The organism is Roseobacter sp. CCS2, from assembly GCF_000169435.1.
In the GTDB taxonomy this organism is placed as follows: Bacteria; Pseudomonadota; Alphaproteobacteria; order Rhodobacterales; family Rhodobacteraceae; genus Yoonia.
On sequence record NZ_AAYB01000005.1, the window covers coordinates 59,353 to 83,432 of the forward strand.

Sequence of the window (24,080 nt, forward strand, 5' to 3'; positions counted from 1 at the left end):
CGTCAACGTTGCGAAATAGTTAATAGACTGTTGACGATTCTCTTTTTGGTTGTTTTACCTCCCTGCCATATTTTCCAACCGATAGGTCCCCAAATGCGTTGTTTTTCTGCCGTTTCTGCCGTTATTGTTTCGTCCTTGTTGACAGTTTCCGCCTCTGCAGATGTCGCACAAGGGGTTGAGTTGCTGAACGCAGGAGATGTATCCGGGGCGGCCACTGAATTTGCCGCGGCCTATGAGGCCGGCGATGGCGAAGGTGCATTTTATCTGGGCCGGTTGTTCGAGTTGGGTTTGGGCACCGAACAGGATGAAATGCGCGCAGCGAACCTGTATTCGGCGGCAGCCGAGGGCGGATCAGCTAAGGCGCAGGTCCGCTTGGGGCTGATGTATCATGAAGGCCGCATCCTGTTGCGCGACTACGTGGAGGGCACCCGCTTGCTGTGTGCCGCTGCTGATGCCGGTGATGCGGATGGGCAGTTGAACTGCGGTTTGGCTTACCGGGCGGGTCGCGGTGTAGCGCCTGATGATGTGCGCGCCTTATCCTATTGGCAGCAGGCCGCGGACCAAGGCAACATTCTGGCGATGAATGTACTGGGACAGACAGCTTTGAATTCCGGCAACATTGAACAGGCGGCTGTGCATCTCAAGCAATCGGCCGATCTGGGCAACGCGGGTGGCATGTATGAATACGCCAAGCTGTTGATGATCGGGGCAGAGTCTGATCCGGTGACCGCTTATTCCTATGCCAATCTGGCCGTTGTGCGCGGTCTGGCGGACGCGGGTGTGCTGCGCGATGAGATCGAGGCGCAATTGACAGCAGAGCAGGTTGTCGCCGGTCAGGAATTGGCCCGCACATGGACGGAAGAACGTATTCTGGAAGAGAACGCCGCGGGCGGGAACTGATCACTGCTGTGCATCATTGCGTGACATATGCCGCCTTGGGCGGAGCCGTTGGGCTATTGGCCAGCACTGCGCAAGCGCAGGTCAATTGTATTCCGATTGATACGATTGACGTGACCGGCGTCACTTTGTTGACTGCGCAGGAAACCGACGCGGCCCTTGCCCCCTTTCGTGGCGAATGCCTTGATATTGAGGGGATCAATGCGGCACTTGAGGCGGTGACGTTCCTTTATGTGGATAAGGGATATGTGACTGCGCGGGCGTATTTGCCAGAGCAGAATATCGCGGACCGGTCGTTGGACATTACGGTGGTTGAGGGCGAATTGGCCGCTGTAACCTTCAACGGTGAGGACAAACCTGTCTGGGAGGCGATCGTCTTTCCCAACCTGATCGGCAAATCGGCCAACCTGCGTGAAATCGAACAGGGGTTAGAGATTATCCGGTCGATGCCCGCCTATACCGCCACAATGGAGGTCAGCGCCGGTGCGGAAGACGGGCAGTCTGTGCTTGAGGTGACGGCTGTGGCCGAACGCCCGTGGACCGCACGAATTGGCGCCAACAACCAAGGCACCAAAGGTAGCGGTGAATATCAGGGCACGGTTGACCTGACCTATGATCACCTGCTGGGGCTGAATGAAAGCTGGTCACTGAGCTATACGCGCGGGGTCGAGACCTTTCCGTTCTCACCCGATACCGGCGGTGCCGCGACCGAAAATATTGGTGGATCGGTACGGTTTCCTTATGGGCGTTGGACGCTGACGGGGAACTACAAATATTCCAGCTATGAGACCGATACCGTTGGCCCGATCACGACGATTGGCACCGATGGATGGACCCATACTGTCGATGTTGGGCTGGCCCGTGTGGTCCATCGCAATCAGAACAGTAAAACGACGGTGTCCAGCACGGTTGAATATCGTGAAAACGCGAACCGGATTGCCGAGATTGAAATCAATGCATCAAGCCGGACCCTAGCGAGTGCGCGGCTTGACCTGGCACATGAACGCAGCATTTGGGGTGGCAGCCTGACGGCCCGCTTGGGCTATGAACAGGGTATCGCGGCCTTTGGCGCGGAAGAGCCTGATGACGAATTTTCAAGTTCTGATCCGCAGTTTGAACTGGGCGATTTTGAATTAAGCTATTTCCGGCCATGGCAGTTGGATAGCGGGCAAATCAGCTACACCGGGGTCCTGCGCGGGCAGTACAGTGACGATGCACTTTACGGTGCCTATACGCTGGCGATTGGCGGTTTGTCATCGGTGCGCGGTGCAAAAACGTTGGATTTTGATGCAACTGACGCAGGCCTTTTTGCAGGCAACGCAGGTGCTGTTTGGCGCAATGATTTCGCCTGGACGTCAAAGGCCGGGGCGACAAAACTTTTTGGCAGTTTGCAGACCTATGCCGCTTTGGATGCAGGTACGTTGCGCGTTGATGACAGTGACCAAGCGCGGCCCTTGGTGGGGTCCGCCGTTGGGGTGCGCACCGTTGGTGGCACTGTTTCAGTTGATGTGGGTTATCAGGAAGTGCTGCGCATGCCCAATGATACCAGCCCACCCGACGGTATTTTTATTGCTTCTCTTTCAGCCAGATTTTGACGAAGGTTAATATTATGACACGCAAGATGACAAAATATCTGAACAATGCGGTTTCAGCATTGTGTATCGCGTTGATCAGCGCCCAGCCTGTTATGGCGCAGTCTATTGTGGCTGATGGTAATGGTCCGCAGGTCATTGACACGCGCAACGGGACGCCGATGGTGATGATCAACACACCCGGTGCCGGTGGCCTGTCCCATAACACCTTTACCGAATTTGGCGTCGGACCGGGTGGCGCGATCCTGAACAATGTCGATACCGATACTGCCATGACCAACTTGGGTGGTTTGGTGCATGGTAACAGCAATTTGCGTGGTGGCGCGGCCAACATCATCCTTAATGAGGTCACTTCAAGCAATCCGTCGGTGCTGAACGGGTTTCTTGAGGTCGCAGGCCAGCGTGCTGATGTGATTGTGGCCAACCCTAACGGGATCACCTGCGATGGCTGCGGGTTTATCAATACCAACCGCGGCACACTGACAACCGGCACACCGACGATCCAGGGCAGCAATCTGACCGGTTTTTCAGTTGATGGCGGTGCTGTGCAGATTGGTAGAGGCGGCCTTGATGCATCTGACACCACAACGTTTGACCTGATTTCGCGCCAGATCACCGTTGCCGGTGCTGTGACTGGCCAGCGTATCCGCGTGGTCGCGGGCCGCAATGACGTGCTTTATGCGACAGGTGAAATAACCGAAAAAGAAGATAACGGGACCACAGTACCCGAACTGGCCATCGATTCCACCGCTTTTGGCGGTATGTTCGCAAACTCCATCACAATCACCTCGACCGAGGATGGTGTGGGCGTGCGCGCCCCGGAAAATATGGCGGCGAATGCCGGTGGTATGACGATTACAGCCGATGGCCGCTTGGTGATGAACAGCGCCACAGCCAGCCAGAACGTCACGGTCACCAGCACGGACCGGGTTGAGGTGCAGGGCAATGTGGTTGCGCAGACCGTAGATGTGACCAGTGCCGAAGATCTGGTGTTGCAAGCCAACGCCAAACTGATCGCCGAAAGTGCGGCTATTCTTGCGGTTGGTGGTGATCTGAATGTTGGCACGAACGCCGAGATCGCGGCGAACCGCTTTGATTTTGACGTGGCGGGCGCTTTTCGCGTCGGCAATGGCGCAGATGTTGTCTCGGTTCAGACGGCTGATATCGACGCAGGCAGCCTGCACAGCTTTGGCACACTGGCGTCGACAGATGGTGCTTTGCTGGTCACCACCAGCCTTGATCTGACCAACGAAGGTCTGATGTTCGGTGATACCGGCGTCACGCTGGCTAGCGATGCGTCGATCCTGAATAACGGTGGTAGCATTATTGCCAACGGGAATATCACGATCCGTGGTGAAACAAACGCCCGCGCGGCGGCCTTTACCAATCAGTTTGGTGGTGTGGTCGAAACGATTGCAGGCGATATCAGCATTTCCGCAGTCAGCTTTGGTAACCTGCGCGATGGCCCAATTTTAGCTGATGGCGTGCGGACCGATGGCGACCCTGCGGATGCCGTTTGTGACGGCGATACCTGCTATACAGAGATCAGGAATACGGGTCAGATCACCTATGATTATGATCCATCCCGGATCATCTCGGCCAGAAATATCACAATCAGTGCGGGTGATGCGGTTAACGCGTTCAGCACGATTTCGGCTTTTGGGAATATTAATATTGCAGCAAACAGCCTGACGAATGTCGGGCAGAACTATTACCGCGATAACGGTGTTGGCAGCCTTGAATTTATCGGCGCCGATTTTGGTGTGATCGAAGCAGGCGGGACCATCAATGGCACTACCATTACGGGCTATGTAATCAATGGCGCGGAAACAGCGCTGGCGTCACCGGCAGAGTTGACTGGTTCTACCAATACTGACATTTCTGACATTGATGTGGATTCCATTGGCAACCCTGATCTGATCGTCGTGAATGTCGATCCTGATGCAGAATTTCTTGTCGAAACGCGGACAGAGTTTGTCGATCTGGGGCAGTTCCTGTCGTCCGATTACTTTCTCGACATTATCCAGTACGACCCGGATCTGAAGCGCTTTGGCGATGCCTATGCAGAGGCGTTGTTTATCCGCAAACAATTGCAGGAACTTCTGGGTCAGTTGATCCTGACCACGGGCATTGACGAAAAAGCGCAAATTCAGGCGATGTATGACAACGCGATCAACGCGTTGGAAAACCTTGACCTGACACCGGGCGTGGCCTTGACCCCAAACCAGATTGGCGCGCTGACAAGCGATATTATCTGGCTTGAAGAAACGGTTATTGATGGCCAGACAGTGCTGGCGCCCAAGGTTTACCTGGCCAACCCCGAAATCCGCTTTGCCGGTCTAAGCGGGGCAATGATCACCGGTCAAAACGTTAACTTCCGGACGGATAACTTTGACAACTCTGGCAGCATCCGGGCCACCGATGAAATCAGCATCGTCGTCAGCGATACCTTCCGGTCCACCGGGGGTACGGTATCTGCTGAAAATATCGCCGTCGTTGGCAATAACATCGAAATCGTGACAGACGCACGGACGGTTGTGACCGAACAAGGTATTCGTTTGGTAAAGCTGCCGGTTAGAAACCCTATGCTTAGCCGCCTTTTGGCAGGCGCAAGCTGGACCGATCGCGAAGACCGCGCACTGCAAACGGCCACTTTCGCCGCTGGCAGCACCATTGTACTGACCGCCCGCAATGCAATCACAACAGCGGGTGCGCAGATTACGGCAGGTGACAATATCACACTGCTTGCCGGTGGCGACATCACCATCGGTGCTTTGGCGCTGGCGTCTGAGACAGGCAAAACCAGCGGGTCCAACCGCAACCGGATTGAACGTTTCGATCACCTGACCACCAGCCTAAGCGCTGATGGCGATATTATGATTTTGTCCTCGGGAAATGTGTCTGGTCAGAATGACATCGTTCTGGAAGGCGCAAATGTGACAGCAGGTGGCGATGTCGGGTTGATCGCGCAGGGTGGCGATCTGATCCTCGCGTCGGTCGCTGACGTGTATTTTCAGGATTATGCACGCAAAAGCGGCGGATTCCTCCGCAAGAAAATCCGGCGTGAGCAGACACTGAACGTCACAAACCAGACGACATCTATCACCGGTGCGTCCATTACCGGCGTAGCTGACAACAATATTTTGGTCGAAGGCAGCAGCTTTACCATTCCGGGCGTTGCGAACACCGATCTGGCACCGGGGCAATTGGCGCTTGTCTCTGTGAATGGCGGAACAGCGTTCACGGCACCAACGGACGTCCGTGCACGTTCCAGCTATAAAAGTACACGGTACTTGGGTGGGTTGATCACCAACTCGCGCGATAAACGGTCGTTGATTACTGATAGCGTAGGCGCCGTGGCAGATGCTGCGGGCGATATTGCGATCAACTCTGGCGCTGACCTCACGTTGACCTCTGTTGATTTCACCGCGGGCGGCGAATTTGTGACCAAGGTCACTGGCACAACCTATCTGCTCGCCGCGATTGATGTGGAATACCACAGTCTGACCGAGCACAAAGACAACGGCGTGATCATGACCGATATCCGGTCAGAGGATCTGACCGAAAGCGTGACGTTCAACGCGATCGAGGCCGCAGGTGGGGTCAACTTCGATGTGAACTCGCAGATCATATTGGCCGGGGTGCGCAACCCCCTGATTGACAGCATCCAAACAGGTGGCTGGGTCGCCGACAATGAAGATAGCGGACGGTTCAATATTGCCGATGCGTATCTGGGCGGGTCCGATGAAACCGAAAGCACCGAGGACGAAGCCAGCAACGATCCACACTGGCGCGAAGGCGGCGAATGGTCTGAGGAAGGTGAATTCCTTGTGCGGCAAGTCGCATTGCCCACAGGTGATGACGGGACTGAATACGCCTACCTCGCGGGCGTTCTTGGCCGCGACAGCACGATCAACAACCCGATTGAGCTGGTCAGCTACAACTTCTACGAAAAGGAACAAGCGCTTAGCCCGGCGTTTAAGGCGCTACTGACGATTGCCGTAACGCAAGGGCTGGCCGGGGTAGGCGGGCTGGCCGGGCAGTTGGGGATGGTGAATTCCGCGACCGCTGCAACAGCAACATCTGCGGCAACCGCGGCGACTGTCACAACCACAGGTCTGGCCGTAAACGCGGCGGCGGCTACCACGATTGTCGGTGTGCTGGATGGCGCCGTCGCCGGTGACATCGACATGGGCGACATTCTGGGTGAAGCTGCTTTTGCAGGGGTGAGTGCAGGGCTGACGGCTGGTATCGACGGTGGCGCCTGGCTGGGCGACACCGGCACGAAAAGCTGGATCAACATAAACCCAGCTAATGGCCCGGCCATTTTTTCCACACAAGGCATCTTGGATGCGATGACAGATGCGGTTCTGACAGCGGGTCTCAGTAGTGCCGTCTACGACACCGATTTCGCTGATAGCTTCAAAGCAAGCCTGCGAAGCTTTGCCATCAATCAAACGACGAGTGCTCTGCAATTTGGTGTGGGTGAGTTGAAAGCCGGGACCGATCTGGTCGATGGTGGCTTTGGCGCGGCCTTGCTACACGGGGCGATTGGGTGTGCGGCAAACGAAGCCTTTGACGGCGATTGCGGCTCAGGCTTTGCGACCGGGTTCACGACCGAGATTATCGCAGGGCAACTCTCGGCGAATTTCGAAGCCGATCCCGGCACGGACGCTGGCGCACAAGAAGCAGCACGACGGGCGTTCGAGCAAAACCGCGCAGAGCTGATCGGGGCGGCCTTGGGCTATCTGACCTCGGGCGGAAACGCAGTGAACGTCAACCAAGGGGCGTCCGTCGCAAAATCAGCGGTGACGTATAACCGACAGCTTCATATTCAGGAAGCAGAGCTGATTGAAATTTATGCAGGTGTCTTCGCACAAGAGCAAAACATCAGTCTGGAGGAAGCGACAGCACTTCTTACAGCGGAAACGCTGATTGGCGCATCCGACGATTTCACACATCTGCAAAGCAACGCGGCCGCCCGGGCGTTTTTGAATGGACTGGACCAAGCAGGGCAAGTCGTCGATGGCCAAACCTTGTTTGGTGAGTTGGATAGACAGTCCGAAGAATACCGCAACTCAACCATCAATATGCGCGATATGGAGCGGACTAATGCGCTGTTGTTCGGGGCTGACATCGCTGCATTCGACCGGGCGCTGAACCTTAGCGTTGACGATCCGAACTGGGACTATGTAGATCCATTTGCGCCAACATTCTTGGGTGCAGCAGCATCAGGCGCGGGCGCGGATTTAACGCAATTCAGAGGCACCTACGCGCGGTCTGAGGCGGAAGGTTTCTTTGAGGCAAACCGCCTTTGGGGCAGTGTCTATGCTGGTATCGGGCAGGGTCTGGAACAGGACTATCGCACTGGTTTGATCGACGACACTGATTTTGTCTCAATAGGAGATAGTGCCAGCAGTTTCCGCGATGCAGGTGCTGGCGTCGTGCAGATCAACAAACGAAATCTGGGCCGTTTGATACAGGACGGGCACGTTAGCTTGGCTGAGGTGCGCAGTGCCACAGGCGTTCAATTCAATCCTGATGGAACGACAAACGTATTCTGGGCCACCCAGCAAGACAATCTACTTGATGCAGCTGTTGTGGGCGCAGTCTCGGCTGGTGCGCTGACCATCCGTATGATGCGGTCGCCGCGCGTTTCGATGGACGGTCCTGGTGTCACGACAGGTATGCGTGTCGGGAATTCAGAAGTGCCCAGCGGATCTGCAATCGTACGCGATAGCACAGTGCGGTTGGATCAGAACATCACGACACCAGACGGTCAAACGATCCTAGCCGGGTCAGTGATCACGGAAAGCGGTGGCGCGATCCGGGTGGTAACACCGGGCGGCGTGGTGATTACAGGGCGGACGGCCGATCTGATGGGGGCTGCACCGCGGATTGCTACAAATACGGGACCTGTGCGAATTGGTGAGACCACGACTTTTGGTGATAGTACGAGACGTGCGGTGGTCGGCGATGGTTTAACTGGGGATCACATGCCATCACGTGCTGCTCTACAATCGCGTGTGGAAGCTGATATTGGTCGACCTCTCACTCAAGCAGAGGCAACCCAGCTAAGAAATTCAACGGGGTGTGTAATTGTTAGTGGCGGAGGGCATTGTGCCTTATCTAACACTTTCGGCGGTCGCAACACTCCAAGCAGAATTTTGAATGATGCAGCTAACCCACGTGCTGCTGCGGATGCTGATTTTGACGCAATGATCCCTGATTTTCAGGCTAGTGGTATGACAAGCGCTCAAATTAATGCGGCAAGAACACGTCTACATAACCTAAATGGAACTATTATCGATGACATTAACACCCAGTTTGGAACTCAGATTCGCTACTAATACTCTCGAATTATCTTTGGGGGGAGCTGTTCAAGATTTAGATAAAATGCTGGCTGCACATGTGGTCAGTACACAAGAAGATGTGCCGATGCACAGAACTTATCTTCGATTGATCGGAGACGGTGTTGAACTTGTATTTCAAGATAAACGTTTAACCACCGTTTTCCTCTATTTAACGAAAGGTCCGGAGAATTGTGGGATCTTTTCTGGATCGACTGATACGCTCGACCGTCAAGTGCTGGACAAAGCCGATGAACGAGAGTTTTCGGATGTGCTGGAAGCTAAAGGGTACGAACCTTCCAAACGAACGTATCCTTTTTCTGTTGATTGGCTAAATGATGTCATTCGGATCCGACTAGAAAAACGCTCGAGTGATTGTCTAGTGATGATTGATGATGGATCCATAATACGGTGATCGAGATTAGGCCCATGATCTATAATCTGATCCGAACATTAAGATTTTTACTGGTCATTGCTTTTGGCGTAGGGCCAGTGTTGGCACCACCTGCTTTGGCCTTGGATGTTCAATACCGACAACTGAACCAATATCACACCAACCAAGCCAGTGATATTGGCTTTGCGGCACGTGCGCCACCGTTGGCAGCGGCCAATGTTGCTACCATAGGTGATGTCACTGTCATGCAAGGCGGTTCGTTTGCTTTGTATGGGCAAGAAACGGTAGCGGCACTCTTTGGTTTTGGTGACGAAGCGTTTGGTGCGATATCGGATTTCAGAAGCCGAACCACAATTACTGATGCGCAAGGCGGAACGGGCACCGTAGCTGTAGCAGAAATCAATGGTCAGCGTTATTTCGGTGTTAACTCCACCAATCTCAGTGATGCTGATCGAAACTTAGGTCGTCAGTGGCGGGATCGGTTAGGATTAACACGAGGACAAGATCAAGTTGTGTTCCACGCAGAAGCACACTCATTGATGCGTGCTTACGAGCGCACCAATGGCAACATGCCATCAAATCTAACACTGTATGTGGACCGAAATTCTTGTGGTGTGTGTCAAACCTACTTGCCACGTATGGCTGATGAGATGGGCATCACCAATCTGAATCTTAGTTTTTCAAGCGGAAGATCTGGTGTGATCCGAAATGGCACTTTTGAGTGGTTGGACTAACATGAGCAGATATCATTCCACATTCTACGAACTTGGGCATAAGGACGACTTTTCTGCGAAAGCATGGAAGTCAGCGTTCAGCAAAGAGAATGAAATCCAGTGGGACAGCGAACAAAGCGGGTCGATCCAGTATTTTGATGATGATGGTGAACAGCACTCATTGATCATCAACTACAAACAAGGGCATGGCTTGGCGTTCTCATTGGACCGTTACAACAAGGCGAATTTTAGTCGGAACCGCTCAATGCTGAGCGTGGGCCAGCCATCAGAAATAAACAGCTTTGAGTGTGCTGATAGTGGTGTCACCGTATCACTTGGCAGCTTTGTCCCATTTGAAGCTGCTTGGCCTATTGTCGAACACTTTTTGTGTGAGCCGCATAACCTGCCGAACTGCGTGGAATGGATAGACGCCAACAAATTGGATTGGCCGGAAGATTATTGATCACCGTTCCAACTCTTTAGCGACGTTCATCAGCTCCAGCTCAATCGTCACACGGTCAACCAAATCTTGGAGTTCTTCGTGTGCATGGTTGAGATTGACGGCATAGCTTTTGCCGAAATGCGGGTTGCCGATGAAGCTGGCGAGGATGGTTTTTCTGACCGTTATGTGCTAAACAACCATATGAGTTTTTTACGTCATATCATTGGCTTGATCGCCGCTTTGATTTTCTCTGCGTTGAGCGTAGCAGCCATGCCAATGGCACCTGAAGCGACGTCTCAAGCTGAGTTATTCCCACATCAACCAGCTGCTGTAGCTGAACACGCTGATGTTCATTTTGCAGCACGAGCACCACCAGCAACAGTGGCCAATGTCGCATTCACAGGTGCTGCTGCTGCCGAGCGTGGCAACGGTATTGTCATGTATGGGCATGAACCCCATGTGACCAGCTTGGGTTTTAGTGTCGGTTTAGATGCTACAAATAGTGGACCCGATGGTATTTGGGATCGAGGGCAGTTTACGCCAATTCAGCGTGGAAATTTGATTGAAGATCATCTCGCCGTAACGGAATACAGTGGATGGACACGTGTAGGAGCTCAAAATAACGGGTTTTCACCCGCATTTGATTTCAATCAAGGTTCTACTTGGGTGAGCTTGAAAACCGTTGATACTGCGGGAACTGGATGGCAGTCTTCAATGCGGTCACATATTGACGAACTTAGAACTTGGACAAGTCTTAACTCAAACGCTACGAAGGTTTTGGATATAAGGGTTCAATCCGGTGGCGCGGATGTCGCACGTTCGCTTGAAGCATATGGGGCAGCAAGAGGAATAACGGTGAGGATCAATGAATTCTGATCTTTTTGATCGAGAACTTTGGATTATCGGAGAGAAGAAGCAGTTAGATGTTTCGGCAATCTGGTCGCAGTTTCAGTACATGGGGCTTCCAAACGATATGTCAGTTTCTTTTCGGTCTTCCAAAATCAACCGAGCTTCGATCAAAGTAACAAAAATCGAAGAGATCATTGATGGTGCCCATGTGCAATCGTTTGAAATTGAAGGAGATGGCTGCAGTTTTATGTATGGTCAAGATGGCGGCCACAATTATGATAGCGTATTCATAAACGCAAAATCAGCCATCCTGAATTCTAGCTTTTGTGACGAACTCTTAAACATGACAATCGCAGGTGATCCAAGCTTCACACAGGCTCATCTCTTTGATGCAAACTACCAACATTTGCAGAATATCTTTGACCCGCTACAGTTCAAAGCACTTGGACTTTCAATGGATGATTTGCCTATGAAATCGAACGGATTACCGTTCCCACTAGAGCAGAAAATCGTCGATACGAGCCAAAACCCGGGCCGATTTATTTTGGGACAAGGGTACGTGGAAGTAGCGGCAGCAGCGATGTGGTTTGGAGCTGGGTTTTGGGAAAAGGTCAATAACACAGCGCAAAAGGTCGTTGACCTGCTTCCAGCAGATGTAAAGCTTACAAAAGAGGTTTGCTGGAAGCTGAGCGCTGGTACTGACCTCTTCACTGATCAAACCACAGCCAAAGTGCAGGATGGCATCCGACAGGCTTTATTTGGGCGGATTATGTAAAGCTAATCACCGCTCCAAATTCTCGACCACGCACCCAATATCCAACTGAACGCTAACCTGTTCGACAATTCCTTCTAGCTCTTCGTAAGCGTGGTTTAGGTTTACCGCGTAACGGCGGGTACAGTCAGTGGTGTGGGTGCCCTACCGAACGCCGCACGCAACTTTGGCGGGCTCTTGAGCCGATCACGCGGGGGTGTTCTGGATGTTCCGGATACTGCGGCATTGCCCGATGGCTACAGATTATTAGATGATAGTGTTGGAGTTGCTCGTCCAACATTGACGGGCGGCAATCGCTGGGGGCTTGATACCGATGGTGTTGCAGTAATTCAAAGGCCAGACGGCACTTTTGCGCGGACGCAAACCGATATCTACAATATTGTTTTGCCGTCGGCTCCTAATAGTGGATGATTTAGTGGAATTAGGGCACGAAACGCTGATGAAGCGCAGTTCCTTCGCAATGTGGACGCAACATTTGGCGAAAGCACTACTTGGACAAGTGTAACTCGTCATAGGGACGAGTTGGTTGTGCAGCGTTCGGATATGGGACTGTGGAATCGATTGCACAATCAAAAAAGAACGCGTTAGACGAACAAAAGAATTCTCGAAATGTATGGGAATAAGTCGTTGCTATTGTCCAACATCGACAACGCTCAGCCGTGCGGTATGGTCTAAGAACGGGGGATATTCGGGGAACAAAAGAAATTTACGCAGCATATCTTTTTGATTTCCTGACATAAATCAAGACAAATGGTGCCCAGGAGAGGACTCGAACCTCCACGTCCATACAGACACCAGCACCTGAAGCTGGCGCGTCTACCAATTCCGCCACCTGGGCAGGTCACGTGTGCCGCGATTTACGCGCCGTTCCCCGCTGTGTCAACGCGATTCGAGGACAAAAAGCCGATGGTGGTTTAATTCAGGGTCATTGCGCCTTGTCTTAATGTGGCGCAGAGGGGTAAACCCGGACCCAGCTACTTATCCAAAGGCTTCAGCGATGTCTCAGCTTGTCACCATTTTTGGCGGTTCCGGTTTTGTCGGGCGTTATATTGCCCGTCGCATGGCAAAAGAGGGATGGCGCGTCCGCGTCGCTGTTCGCAACGTCAATGAGGCAATGTTCGTCCGCCCTTACGGTGTGGTGGGCCAGGTTGAGCCTGTTTTTTGTAATATCCGCGACGACGCAAGCGTTGAGGCCGTGATCAACGGTGCTGATGCGGTTGTAAACTGTGTTGGTGTTCTGGATGAGGTGGGCAAGAACACGTTTTCAGCTGTGCAAACCGAAGGGCCTGCGCGTATCGCCCGGATCGCTGCGGCCCATGGTATTACCCGGATGGTCCATATTTCGGCTATCGGTGCAGATGCCGACGCAGCGAGTGAATATTCAAAAACCAAAGCCGCCGGTGAATCCGGCGTGTTACAGCATATGCCGGACGCGATGATCCTGCGTCCGTCCATTATTTTTGGTCCTGAGGATCAATTCTTTAACCGCTTTGCCGGCATGTCCCGTTTGGGCCCTGTTCTGCCTGTGATTGGCGCTGATACGCGGTTTCAGCCGGTCTATGTCGATGATGTCGCCGCTGCTGCCGTCAAGGGTGTGCTGGGCGAAGCTGAAGGCGGCGTATATGAATTGGGCGGTCCTGATGTGCATACGTTCCGCGAACTCATGCAGCTGATGCTGGATGTGATCCGCCGCCGTCGTTTGATCGTGAATACGCCGTTCTGGATGGCGCGCGTGATGGCGTTTGGTTTTGGTCTTGTACGGAAACTGTCATTTGGGTTGATCAAAGGCCCTGTGACCAAGGATCAGGTTATCAATCTGGCTGTTGACAATGTCGTCGCTGACGATGCGCGCAGCTTTGCCGCATTGGGCATGCAGCCCACCGCGATGGAGGCCGTTTTGCCTGATTATCTGTGGCGTTTCCGCCCGTCAGGCCAGTACGACGCGATCAAAGAATCCGCCAAGAACCTTAAGACTTAAGTATAAGCGATCCACAGCAGGATGATGCCCAGCCCGATCCGGTAAATCACGTAAGGCGTGAAGCTGACGGATTTAAGCAAGCGCATCATCAGTGTCAGTGCAACCAATGCGGCGGCGAATGACATCCCGATAACGATCCCGATATCACGGATTTCACCGATGTCGCCGGTGCTGATCACATCCAGCCCAAGTAATGCCGCTGAGGCGATGATCGTCGGGATCGACATCAGCATGGCCAGCTTGGCTGCGTCTGTGCGGGTATAACCCAACATCCGCCCGGCAGTGATTGTGATGCCTGATCGTGATGTGCCGGGGATTAGCGCGACTGCCTGCCAGAGCCCCATTTGAAAGGCGTCTTTCAATGACCATTGCGGCGCTGTCTTTTCCGTCGTCCCCTTCTGATCTGCCCAATACAGCAAGATCCCAAAGATGATCATCGCCCAGCCAATAACAGCAATTCCACGCATCGCGTCTGACAGGCCGGTAACCTTCAGGATCAGCCCTACAATGATCACAGGCACCGTTGCGATGATCAGGCAAAGTGCCAGAAACGCGCCTTTTGTGTCGATCTTGCCGCGTATCAGGCGCAAGCTGCCGCCAAGGGCAAGTTTAACGTCCGACCAGAAGTATAAGATCACCGCGGCCAACGTGCCCACATGGGCCGCGACATCAATCACTTGTCCTTGGTCGTCCATACCTGACAAGGACGGCAAAAGGATCAGGTGCCCGGATGAAGACACAGGCAGGAATTCGGTGATCCCTTGGATCAGTGCGATAAGTAGCAGATGAAATGTCGTCATTGATCCGGTCTTTGATTCGTCAGATGCAAACTAACCTGCCTGAATTTAGGTGAAAGAGCGGATATAGGTCGCATACCGGACCTATATTTTAATATTTCCCAGCCACTTTCTTGTTCGAGAGTGAATTTTCTCACATATAGGTCAGTACTACTGCCTTTTCATTTGCGGATCACCGTCATAAAAGACATTTCGCTCTTGAATATGGGAGGTTCGCCGATGGCTGGCCAGAAGATGTTGAAGTTCACCAAGGTTGAACGGGATATGCCCGAAAAGCGCCCGCCGAACCTACGCAAAGAAGACTTCGGCGAGATTTATGCAGAGTACGCCCGCGACAAGGCCGCCGAGCAAGCCAGTCGGTGCAGCCAGTGTGGTGTGCCTTACTGCCAGACCCACTGTCCATTGCACAATAACATCCCTGACTGGCTGCGCCTGACCGCCGAAGGCCGGTTGGAAGAAGCGTATGAGATTTCGCAGGCCACCAACACGTTCCCCGAAATTTGCGGCCGTATCTGCCCGCAGGACCGCCTGTGCGAAGGCAACTGCGTGATCGAACAATCCGGTCATGGCACGGTGACCATCGGTTCGGTCGAGAAGTACATCACCGATACTGCGTTTGAAGAAGGATGGGTCAAGCCGATCCGCCCGCATGCCGAACGCAGCGAAAGCGTAGGTATCATAGGCGCGGGCCCCGGTGGTTTGGCCGCTGCTGACATGCTGCGCCGTCAGGGTGTGCAGGTCACCGTTTATGACCGCTACGATCGTGGGGGCGGTTTGCTGACCTATGGTATCCCCGGATTTAAGCTGGAAAAAGACATCGTCATGCAACGCATGGCGCAGCTGGAAGACGGCGGTGTGCAGTTTGTTTTGAATTGTAACGTTGGTGAGGACCTGTCGTTTGATGCTATTCGTGGCAAGCATGATGCGGTGCTGATCGCGACAGGCGTCTATAAAACACGTGATTTGCCCGACTCTGGCGCGGATGGCATCGTTGACGCGATTGATTTCCTGACTGCCAGTAACCGCAAAAGCTTTGGCGATGATGTGCCGGAATTTGACAGTGGTGAATTGAACGCCGAAGGCAAGCGCATCGTTGTTATTGGCGGTGGTGATACCGCGATGGATTGTGTCCGTACTGCCGTGCGCCAAGGTGCCGAAAGCGTCAAATGCCTGTACCGCCGTGATCGCGCGAATATGCCCGGGTCGCAGCGTGAAGTGCAGAATGCCGAAGAAGAGGGCGTTGAATTTGTTTGGTTGTCTGCGCCCAATGGTTTCGAGGGTGACGCTGTCACTGGCGTAAAAGTGCAGAAGATGCGTCTTGGCGCGCCTGATGCCACAGGCCGGCAGGCACCTGAGCTGATTGAAGGGTCCGACTATGTCGAAGGTGCGGATATCGTGATCAAGGCGCTGGGTTTTGAACCCGAAGACCTGCCAAAGCTGTGGGGCGTTGATGGGTTGGAAGTGACCCGTTGGGGAACCGTAAAAGCCGATTTTAACACAGGTGCCACCAACCTAGAGGGTGTCTATGCCGCAGGTGATATTGTGCGCGGTGCGTCGCTTGTTGTTTGGGCTATTCGCGATGGGCGTGACGCGGCGACGGCAATGCTGGAATACTTGGGGCAGGCCGCCGATGTGGCTGCTGAATAACGCCAGATATGGTCGTACAGATTGCGTACACATCCTGTACGTACACGCCGCCATACAGATGAATTGAGTAGGTCATACTGACTGACCCGGAAGGTAAAGAAATGATGAAGCCTTGGATGATCCTGACCGCCTTGGTTGCGGCCACACCTGCCACCGCTCAGCAAAGCTTTGCCGCGCCAGAAGGATGCGAGGCAGTTCTGACTGTTCAATATAAGGGCTGCGTCATGACGAATGTCTGGCGCTGTGAAGCTGATGATCCGGGTGATCAGTGGATCGCGCTTTTGACGCAGGCCGGTGTTTTCAGCGTGCAAAAAGTCGATGCAGAGTTTCAGTGGGTCGAGGCCTATAAAGTCACTGGCAATCAACGTCTGATCACACCTGCCGATGATCCTGCGTCGCTGACCACACTTTTCGACACCCAGATTGATACATGGGATTTCACCCTTGAAACTGATGAAGGGACTGAACGGAATGTGGGCTATGATCTGCTGACTGGCGAAACCACGGAAATTGATGGCGAGGTGCTGTTGAACACTGAATTTCAGGGTCGCACCATTGATGGTGAAGGCAATGAAATTGACGCCAGTAATGGCCGCCAATTTGTAAGCGAAAAGCATCGCTTGTTCTTTTTTGGCGAAAGCTGGCCGCAGGATAACCCCGAACAGATCATTGATATGTCCCCGGTAGAGTTTATTTATCCCGATGAACCGGGCTTTTTCGCGGATTTGCCGAAGTATGAGTGCAATGAAATCGACGCGGGGTTTCAGCCATGAGAACAGCACTTGCCCTGATCTGTTTCGCCGCCCCCGCTGCGGCGCAAGAGACGTTCGTACTGCCTGCAGGCTGTGATGCTTTTTTGACAGTGCAAAGTGAAAGCTGTCAGGTGGATCACCACTTTACATGCCAGGGTGATCCTGATGGGCACCAGCGCCGCGTCAGCCTTGATGAGGAAGGCGTGACCTATGCCGGCGTGATTGATCGCGAAACCCAGTGGATCAGCAGTTTTCATGTGCGCAGCGGGCATCGCGAACAGTTGGAAAGTGATCCTGCTGAACCTGCGTCCATTTCTGACCTGATCGAGACTGGGTTGGACGACTATGATTTCCGCACGTTTTCTGACGAGATCGGGACGACCCGCTATGTCGGCCAAGACACATTGACGGGTCGCGAGATTACCATTGATGGGGTCACGCTGGCCGAAACCACCTATGACATCACCGCACTTGATGAGGCTGGCAATGAGGTCTGGTCGTCCAAAGGCAACGAATTCATCAGCCGCAACTGGCGCATGTTCATCGCCGGTACAGGCGTGGTGACAACGTCCAACGGTGAATTTGAGCAAAGCAATCGCCCGGTCGAGTTTATCTATCCCGGTGAGCCGGGTTTCTTAAGCAGCAGCCCGAAACACGGTTGCGGCGTCGCAATCTCTTAAGAACAGAAATGCAAGTCCATCCCCCTGTGATGGCCCCGCCTACGAAAGGACATAACATGACAACATATGACGAAACTTGGGTCGCTGCCGAGGAAGCCAAGCGTCAGTGGATGGCTGAAAACGGTCTTTATAAAGACGACGATGAACATGCCTCTTGTGGTGTGGGCCTAGTGGTGTCCATTGATGGCACGCCATCGCGGGATGTTGTGGAAAAAGGCATCGATGCGCTGAAAGCCGTTTGGCACCGCGGTGCGGTTGATGCCGATGGCAAAACCGGCGATGGCGCGGGTATTCATGTGCAGATCCCGGTGCCTTTCTTTGAGGATCAGATCCGTCGTACCGGCCATGAACCCAAAGAAGGTGAACTGATCGCGGTTGGTCAGGTGTTCTTGCCGCGTACAGATTTCGGGGCGCAGGAACGTTGCCGAACTATTGTGGAAACCGAAGTGCTGCGCATGGGCCATTATATCTATGGTTGGCGTCATGTTCCCGTCAACACCGAGGTATTGGGCGACAAAGCGAACGCCACCCGCCCCGAGATTGAGCAAATCCTGATCCGCTGCGAAAAGGATATGGATGAAGAAAAGTTCGAACGCGAACTTTATATCATTCGCCGCCGGATCGAGAAGGCAGCGACCGCCGCTGGTATCGTTGGCATGTATATGTGTTCGCTATCCTGCCGGTCGATTATCTACAAAGGTATGATGCTGGCTGAACAGGTGGCGGAATTCTACCCCGACCTGATGGATGTCCGCTTTGAAAGCGCCTTTGCGATCTATCACCAGCGCTATTCCACGAACACCTTTCCGCAATGGTCGCTGGCGCAGCCGTTCCGCATGTTGGCCCATAATGGTGAAATCAACACGTTGAAAGGCAACGTCAACTGGATGAAAAGCCATGAAATCCGCATGGCGTCAGGGGCGTTTGGCGATAAGGCCGAGGATATCAAACCGATCATTCCGTCGGGTGCGTCTGACAGTTCGGCCTTGGATTCCGTGTTTGAGGTTTTGGTTCGTGCAGGCCGCAATGCGCCCATGGCCAAAACCATGATGGTGCCAGAGGCATGGTCGCAGCAGGCCGTGGAAATGCCCCAAGCGTGGCAGGATATGTATGGCTATTGCAATGCGGTGATGGAACCTTGGGATGGTCCCGCCGCTTTGGCGATGACCGATGGCCGTTGGGTCTGCGGTGGTTTGGACCGGAACGGTTTGCGCCCGCTGCGCTATGTTGTGACGGGTGATGGTCTGTTGGTCGCGGGGTCCGAGGTGGGCATGGTGCCGATTGATGAAGGCACTGTCGTCGAAAAAGGCGCGCTTGGTCCGGGGCAAATGATTGCCGTGGATATGCAAGAGGGCCGCTTGTTTCATGATGAAGAATTGAAAGACAAACTGGCCGCGGCCCAGCCGTTTGGTGAGTGGGTCAAAAAGGTTGTCGACCTTAACGACATCATGAGCGACGTGCCAGAAAAGGCGCTTTTTGAGGGTGATGAGCTGCGCAAGCGCCAGATGGCCGCCGGTTACAGCATCGAAGAGCTGGAGCAGGTACTGGCCCCGATGGCCGAGGATGGCAAGGAAATGATCGCGTCGATGGGTGATGATACGCCCTCTGCTGTGCTGTCCAAAACCTATCGTCCGCTGTCGCATTTCTTTCGGCAGAACTTTTCCCAGGTGACGAACCCGCCGATTGATTCACTGCGCGAAAGCCGGGTGATGTCACTAAAAACGCGGTTCGGAAACCTGAAGAACGTGCTGGACGAAGACAGTTCACAAACCGAGATTTTGCAACTGGCAAGCCCGTTTGTAGGCAATGCCGAGTTTGATGAAATGGTCAGCCACTTTGGTGACAACGTCGCCGTCATCGACTGTATCTTTGAACCCGGTTCCGGTGCGTTGAACGCAGGATTGAAGCGTATTCGTGCTGAGGCAGAGGATGCGGTGCGGTCCGGCGCAGGGCACATTGTGCTGACCGATCAGAACCAGTCGCCCTATCAGGTGCCGATGCCGATGATCCTTGCCACCTCTGCGGTGCATTCGGGGCTGACGGCGAAAGGCTTGCGCACCTTCTGTTCGATCAACGTGCGCGCCGCAGAATGCATTGACCCGCATTATTTCGCTGTGCTGATTGGCTGTGGTGCAACCACTGTGAATGCCTATCTGGCGCAGGATTCCATCGCGGACCGTCTGCGTCGCGGGCTGATTGATGGCACGCTGACCGATGCGATGACCCGCTATCGCGCGGCGATTGATGCGGGTCTGCTCAAGATCATGTCGAAGATGGGGATTTCGGTGCTGTCGTCCTATCGCGGTGGTCTGAACTTTGAAGCTGTCGGGTTAAGCCGTGCGATGGTGGCAGAATATTTCCCCGGTATGCACAGCCGTATTTCAGGGATTGGGACGAACGGTATTCAGACCAAGTTGGAAGAGGTCCATGCGAAAGGCTGGAAAGGTGGTTCTGACGTACTGCCGATTGGTGGTTTTTACAAAGCCCGCCGTTCTGGCGAAAAGCACGCTTGGGAAGCACAGACCATGCATATGATGCAGGCGGCGTGCAATAACGCGAGCTATGCGATGTGGCAGCAGTATTCCAAATCAATGCAGTCTAACCCGCCGATCCATTTGCGTGATCTTTTGGCGATTAAGCCATTGGGCACAGCGATCCCGATTGAGGAAGTTGAAAGCATCACCGCGATCCGTAAGCGGTTTGTAACGCCGGGTATGTCACTGGGCGCGCTGAGCCCAGAGGCGCATAAGACGCTGAACGTGGCCATGAACCGCATTGGTGCGAAATCCGACAGTGGCGAAGGCGGCGAAGATCCCGCGCATTTCCACCCGGAACCCAATGGCGACAATCCATCTGCGAAGATCAAGCAGGTGGCGTCGGGTCGTTTTGGTGTGACTGCTGAGTATTTGAACGCTTGTGAAGAGCTTGAGATCAAGGTTGCCCAAGGTGCCAAGCCCGGTGAAGGTGGCCAATTGCCGGGAATGAAGGTCACTGACCTGATTGCCCGTCTGCGCCATTCGACCAAGGGTGTGACCCTGATTTCACCACCGCCGCACCACGATATTTACTCGATCGAGGATCTCGCGCAGCTGATCTATGACCTGAAACAGATCAATCCGCGCTGTAAGGTGACGGTTAAGCTGGTGTCGTCGTCCGGTGTCGGCACGATTGCCGCTGGTGTGGCCAAGGCCAAGGCCGATGTGATCCTGATTTCTGGGCACAATGGCGGGACCGGTGCATCGCCTGCCACGTCGATCAAATATGCAGGTTTGCCGTGGGAAATGGGCCTGACCGAAGCGCATCAGGTGCTGGCCATGAACAACCTGCGCGAACGGATTACGCTGCGCACCGATGGTGGCCTGCGCACAGGGCGCGACATTGTGATGGCCGCGATGATGGGGGCCGAAGAATACGGGATTGGTACGGCTGCCCTGATCGCGATGGGTTGTATCATGGTCCGTCAATGCCAGTCGAACACATGCCCTGTGGGCGTGTGTACGCAGGATGAGGCATTGCGCGATAAGTTCACCGGCAACGCCGATAAGGTTGTGAACCTGATTACGTTCTATGCGACCGAAGTGCGTGAAATCCTCGCATCCATTGGGGCGCGCAGCTTGGATGATGTGATTGGCCGTGCTGATCTGCTGACCCAAGTGTCGCGCGGATCGGCGCATTTGGATGATCTGGACCTGAACCCGCTGCTGATCACCGTCGATGGTGCGAATAAGATTACTTATGATCGGTACAAGCCGCGCAATGCTGTCGATGACACGCTGGATGCGCAGATTGTGAAGGACGCCGCGCGCTTCCTGAATGATGGTGAGAAGATGCAGCTGGATTATGCGGTGCAAAACACGTTGCGGACGATTGGCACGCGGACCTCTTCGCATATTGTCCAGCAGTTCGGGATGCGAAATGCGTTGCAGCCGGACCACCTGACAGTGAAACTGCGCGGCTCTGCCGGGCAATCGCTTGGGGCCTTTGCGGCACCGGGGCTAAAGCTGGAAGTGTCGGGTGATGCCAACGACTATGTCGGCAAGGGCCTGTCAGGCGGCACGATTGTTGTGCGTCCGCCGATGGTTAGCCCGCTAGTGGCGTCTGACAACACGATTATCGGCAACACGGTGCTTTATGGGGCGACCGATGGCTACCTCTTTGCCGCCGGTCGCGCGGGCGAGCGTTTTGCGGTGCGGAACTCTGGCGCGAAAGTGGTGATTGAGGGCTGCGGGACCAACGGGTGTGAATACATGACCGGTGGTGTTGCGGTGATCCTAGGGTCGATTGGGGCCAACTTTGGCGCCGGGATGACTGGGGGAATGGCGTATCTTTATGATCCTCAGGCGCAAGTGGCTGATCTGATCAATATGGAAACGCTGGTGACGAACCCGGTGACGGTGGACCACTGGCACGCTCAGCTGAAAGGCCTGATTCAGCAGCATGCGCAAGAGACAGGCAGCCGCAAGGCAGCCGACATCTTGCAGCATTGGGACCTTGAGAAAGGGAACTTCGTGCAGGTCTGCCCGAAAGAGATGCTGGTGCATCTGCCCGCACCGTTGAGCATCGAAGATGCGGCGATCCCTGCGGAATAAATGACACGCCCCTGCGCCAAAATACGCGCGGGGGTGGCTGGTCTTCTTGACCTGTTAACGGCTGCCGTGGCTTATAGATGCGATGGCAGAAACGAGCACAGCAAAGAAGAAACCGGCGAAAAAGCCGGCACCTAAGAAGAGACCTGCGAAGAAGACCAAGAAACTCGGGCTAGTGGCGCGGGTGCGGCGGTTTTTTAGGCGGGTGGTTCTTTGGGGGGCGTTGGCCGTGTTTTCCTTTGCGCTGATGTGGACGCTGCTTTATGCGGTGATCAACCCGCCGACCACGCCTTACATGCGCGCCGAAGCGCATCGTCTGGTGAATGTGAAACAGGAATGGGTTGATATGGCAGATATCGCCCCGGTGATGGCCCGATCTGTTGTGGCGGCAGAGGACGCAAATTTCTGCCTGCATTGGGGGTTGGATGTAAATGCGATCCAGTCGGCGGTGGAACGGGGGCGCGGTGGTGCGTCGACCATTTCGCAACAGGTCGTGAAAAATGTGTTTTTATGGCATGGGCGCAGCTGGTCGCGCAAAGCGATTGAGGCGGTTTGGACGCCGTTGACAGAGGCGGTTTGGTCCAAGCGCCGGATTGTCGAAATTTACCTGAATGTTGCCGAATTTGATGAGGGCGTATTCGGTGTGCAGGCCGCAGCGCGGCACTATTTTGGGGTTGATGCGTCGAATTTATCGCCGATCCAGTCTGCGCGGCTGGCGGCCATCCTGCCGTCACCCAAGAACCGATCGGCCAGTAACCCCAGCACGTTTACCCGCAACAGGGCCGCGTCAATCATGAGCGGGGCTGCGACGATAGCGGCGGACGGACGCGCGGATTGCTTTGAAAACTGACCTGCCCATTGATCAGAGACGCGGCTTGCGGCATTGAAGGGGCAGTCCCTGAAGCGAGCCTGTCATGAACACCCTGTACCATTATCCCCTGTCCCCGTTTTCCCGCAAAGTCCGTTTATGCCTTGGCGAAAAAAAGATCGAAGTGGGGTTGGTCGAGGAACGATATTGGGAAGAAGATCCGGATTTCCTGCGCCGCAACCCAGCAGGCAAGGTGCCGGTGTTAAAGATGGATGGGCGCACGTTGTCGGATAGCGTGGCCATTTGCGAATATATCGAAGAGACACATCCAACGCCCGCCTTGCTGCCAAAAGCGCCTGATGCGCGCTGCGAAGTGCGCCGTTTGGTGGCCTGGTTTGACGATAAGTTTTATCATGAGGTCACCATCAATCTGACCGGTGAACGGGTATATCGCAAAGTCATGGGACGCGGATATCCCGACAGCACAAATGTCAAAGCGGGCGCAAAGGCGATTAAATATCACCTTGATTATATGGCGCGCCTGTTGGACGAGCGCCGTTGGCTGGCGGGTAACGACATGACGATGGCGGATTTTGCGGCTGCGGCGCAATTATCCTGTCTGGATTATACCAGTGATGTGGATTGGAACCGGCATGAGGTGCTGAAAGATTGGTATGCCAAGATCAAATCCCGCCCGGCTTTTCGGTCGATTTTGGCCGATGAGGTGCCGGGGTTTCAGCCGGCGGCCCATTATGCAGATCTGGATTTTTAAAGGGGGCCAGCCCCCCGTCGCTGCGCTCCTCCCCCCGAGGTATTTTCGAAC

The 24,080-nt window shown here is 54.2% G+C and carries 16 protein-coding genes and 1 tRNA gene; 15 read left to right on the forward strand and 2 right to left on the reverse strand.

What is annotated here, in order from left to right; all coding sequences use genetic code 11:
• The first annotated feature begins 93 nt into the window (after nt 1-93).
• From RCCS2_RS14600 to RCCS2_RS18000, 8 genes are all read left to right on the forward strand, one after another.
• A complete protein-coding gene (locus tag RCCS2_RS14600; protein WP_008235567.1) occupies nt 94-900 on the forward strand; it encodes a tetratricopeptide repeat protein in 807 nt (268 codons plus the stop codon).
• Entirely contained in the window at nt 852-2,492 is a 1,641-nt protein-coding gene (locus RCCS2_RS14605) for a ShlB/FhaC/HecB family hemolysin secretion/activation protein (RefSeq protein ID WP_083791208.1), read from the forward strand. The genes RCCS2_RS14600 and RCCS2_RS14605 overlap by 49 nt, the downstream gene beginning before the upstream one ends.
• Before the next feature lie 14 nt (nt 2,493-2,506).
• Nucleotides 2,507-8,839 (forward strand): two-partner secretion domain-containing protein, encoded by a 6,333-nt coding sequence (locus tag RCCS2_RS14610; protein ID WP_008235569.1) that lies wholly within the window; start codon nt 2,507-2,509, stop codon nt 8,837-8,839.
• Nucleotides 8,799-9,254 carry a hypothetical protein gene (locus RCCS2_RS14615; RefSeq protein ID WP_156788569.1) on the forward strand — a complete coding sequence of 152 codons (456 nt, stop codon included), beginning with the start codon at nt 8,799-8,801 and terminating at the stop codon, nt 9,252-9,254. The genes RCCS2_RS14610 and RCCS2_RS14615 overlap by 41 nt, the downstream gene beginning before the upstream one ends.
• Before the next feature lie 14 nt (nt 9,255-9,268).
• The gene (locus RCCS2_RS17995; protein WP_008235571.1) at nt 9,269-9,967 is read left to right on the forward strand and encodes a deaminase; all 699 of its coding nucleotides are present in this window, start codon (nt 9,269-9,271) and stop codon (nt 9,965-9,967) included.
• A 1-nt stretch (nt 9,968) separates the two neighbouring features.
• Entirely contained in the window at nt 9,969-10,409 is a 441-nt protein-coding gene (locus RCCS2_RS14625; RefSeq protein WP_008235572.1) for a hypothetical protein, read from the forward strand.
• Nucleotides 10,410-10,493: 84 nt separating this feature from the next.
• Entirely contained in the window at nt 10,494-11,264 is a 771-nt protein-coding gene (locus RCCS2_RS14630; protein WP_008235573.1) for a hypothetical protein, read from the forward strand.
• Complete coding sequence (locus tag RCCS2_RS18000) at nt 11,254-12,012, forward strand: hypothetical protein (protein ID WP_008235574.1); 759 nt, start codon at nt 11,254-11,256, stop codon at nt 12,010-12,012. The genes RCCS2_RS14630 and RCCS2_RS18000 overlap by 11 nt, the downstream gene beginning before the upstream one ends.
• A 748-nt stretch (nt 12,013-12,760) precedes the next feature.
• On the opposite strand, the gene RCCS2_RS14640 is transcribed toward RCCS2_RS18000, so the two are convergent.
• Nucleotides 12,761-12,847, reverse strand: a tRNA-Leu gene (locus tag RCCS2_RS14640).
• Between the two features lie 159 nt (nt 12,848-13,006).
• On the opposite strand from RCCS2_RS14640, the gene RCCS2_RS14645 reads away from it, so the two are divergent.
• Nucleotides 13,007-13,987, forward strand: coding sequence for a complex I NDUFA9 subunit family protein (locus tag RCCS2_RS14645; protein ID WP_008235576.1), 981 nt, complete (start codon nt 13,007-13,009; stop codon nt 13,985-13,987).
• On the opposite strand, the gene RCCS2_RS14650 is transcribed toward RCCS2_RS14645, so the two are convergent.
• Entirely contained in the window at nt 13,984-14,787 is an 804-nt protein-coding gene (locus RCCS2_RS14650; protein WP_008235578.1) for an undecaprenyl-diphosphate phosphatase, read from the reverse strand. The two genes, RCCS2_RS14645 and RCCS2_RS14650, sit on opposite strands and share 4 nt — an antisense overlap.
• Before the next feature lie 216 nt (nt 14,788-15,003).
• On the opposite strand from RCCS2_RS14650, the gene RCCS2_RS14655 reads away from it, so the two are divergent.
• The 6 genes from RCCS2_RS14655 (at nt 15,004) to fzlA (ending at nt 24,029) form a co-directional block, all read left to right on the forward strand.
• The gene (locus RCCS2_RS14655; RefSeq protein WP_008235585.1) at nt 15,004-16,431 is read left to right on the forward strand and encodes an NAD(P)-dependent oxidoreductase; all 1,428 of its coding nucleotides are present in this window, start codon (nt 15,004-15,006) and stop codon (nt 16,429-16,431) included.
• A 101-nt stretch (nt 16,432-16,532) separates the two neighbouring features.
• Nucleotides 16,533-17,204 carry a hypothetical protein gene (locus tag RCCS2_RS14660; protein ID WP_008235586.1) on the forward strand — a complete coding sequence of 224 codons (672 nt, stop codon included), beginning with the start codon at nt 16,533-16,535 and terminating at the stop codon, nt 17,202-17,204.
• Nucleotides 17,201-17,863 (forward strand): hypothetical protein, encoded by a 663-nt coding sequence (locus tag RCCS2_RS14665; protein WP_008235587.1) that lies wholly within the window; start codon nt 17,201-17,203, stop codon nt 17,861-17,863. Before RCCS2_RS14660 ends, RCCS2_RS14665 begins: the two co-directional genes overlap by 4 nt.
• Nucleotides 17,864-17,919: 56 nt before the next feature.
• The gene (gltB, locus tag RCCS2_RS14670) at nt 17,920-22,452 is read left to right on the forward strand and encodes a glutamate synthase large subunit (RefSeq protein ID WP_008235588.1); all 4,533 of its coding nucleotides are present in this window, start codon (nt 17,920-17,922) and stop codon (nt 22,450-22,452) included.
• A gap of 82 nt (nt 22,453-22,534) precedes the next feature.
• Nucleotides 22,535-23,299: a monofunctional biosynthetic peptidoglycan transglycosylase gene (gene mtgA / locus RCCS2_RS14675; RefSeq protein WP_037294273.1), complete on the forward strand. Its 765-nt coding sequence runs from the start codon at nt 22,535-22,537 to the stop codon at nt 23,297-23,299.
• 64 nt (nt 23,300-23,363) lie between these two features.
• Nucleotides 23,364-24,029, forward strand: a complete 666-nt coding sequence (gene fzlA / locus RCCS2_RS14680) for an FtsZ-binding protein FzlA (protein ID WP_008235591.1) — start codon at nt 23,364-23,366, stop codon at nt 24,027-24,029.
• Nucleotides 24,030-24,080: the final 51 nt, after the last annotated feature.

Bases quoted from the DNA above. Each gene is read 5' to 3' on its own strand.
- RCCS2_RS14600 (WP_008235567.1), top strand. From the start codon at position 94: ATGCGTTGTTTTTCTGCCGTTTCTGCCGTTATTGTTTCGTCCTTGTTG.
- gltB (WP_008235588.1), top strand. From the start codon at position 17,920: ATGACAACATATGACGAAACTTGGGTCGCTGCCGAGGAAGCCAAGCGT.
- RCCS2_RS14610 (WP_008235569.1), top strand. From the start codon at position 2,507: ATGACACGCAAGATGACAAAATATCTGAACAATGCGGTTTCAGCATTG.
- RCCS2_RS14630 (WP_008235573.1), top strand. From the start codon at position 10,494: ATGGTTGAGATTGACGGCATAGCTTTTGCCGAAATGCGGGTTGCCGAT.
- RCCS2_RS14665 (WP_008235587.1), top strand. From the start codon at position 17,201: ATGAGAACAGCACTTGCCCTGATCTGTTTCGCCGCCCCCGCTGCGGCG.
- RCCS2_RS18000 (WP_008235574.1), top strand. From the start codon at position 11,254: ATGAATTCTGATCTTTTTGATCGAGAACTTTGGATTATCGGAGAGAAG.
- RCCS2_RS14655 (WP_008235585.1), top strand. From the start codon at position 15,004: ATGGCTGGCCAGAAGATGTTGAAGTTCACCAAGGTTGAACGGGATATG.
- mtgA (WP_037294273.1), top strand. From the start codon at position 22,535: ATGGCAGAAACGAGCACAGCAAAGAAGAAACCGGCGAAAAAGCCGGCA.
- RCCS2_RS14625 (WP_008235572.1), top strand. From the start codon at position 9,969: ATGAGCAGATATCATTCCACATTCTACGAACTTGGGCATAAGGACGAC.
- fzlA (WP_008235591.1), top strand. From the start codon at position 23,364: ATGAACACCCTGTACCATTATCCCCTGTCCCCGTTTTCCCGCAAAGTC.
- RCCS2_RS14605 (WP_083791208.1), top strand. From the start codon at position 852: ATGGACGGAAGAACGTATTCTGGAAGAGAACGCCGCGGGCGGGAACTG.
- RCCS2_RS14615 (WP_156788569.1), top strand. From the start codon at position 8,799: ATGACATTAACACCCAGTTTGGAACTCAGATTCGCTACTAATACTCTC.
- RCCS2_RS14645 (WP_008235576.1), top strand. From the start codon at position 13,007: ATGTCTCAGCTTGTCACCATTTTTGGCGGTTCCGGTTTTGTCGGGCGT.
- RCCS2_RS14660 (WP_008235586.1), top strand. From the start codon at position 16,533: ATGATGAAGCCTTGGATGATCCTGACCGCCTTGGTTGCGGCCACACCT.
- RCCS2_RS17995 (WP_008235571.1), top strand. From the start codon at position 9,269: ATGATCTATAATCTGATCCGAACATTAAGATTTTTACTGGTCATTGCT.
- RCCS2_RS14650 (WP_008235578.1), bottom strand. From the start codon at position 14,787: ATGACGACATTTCATCTGCTACTTATCGCACTGATCCAAGGGATCACC.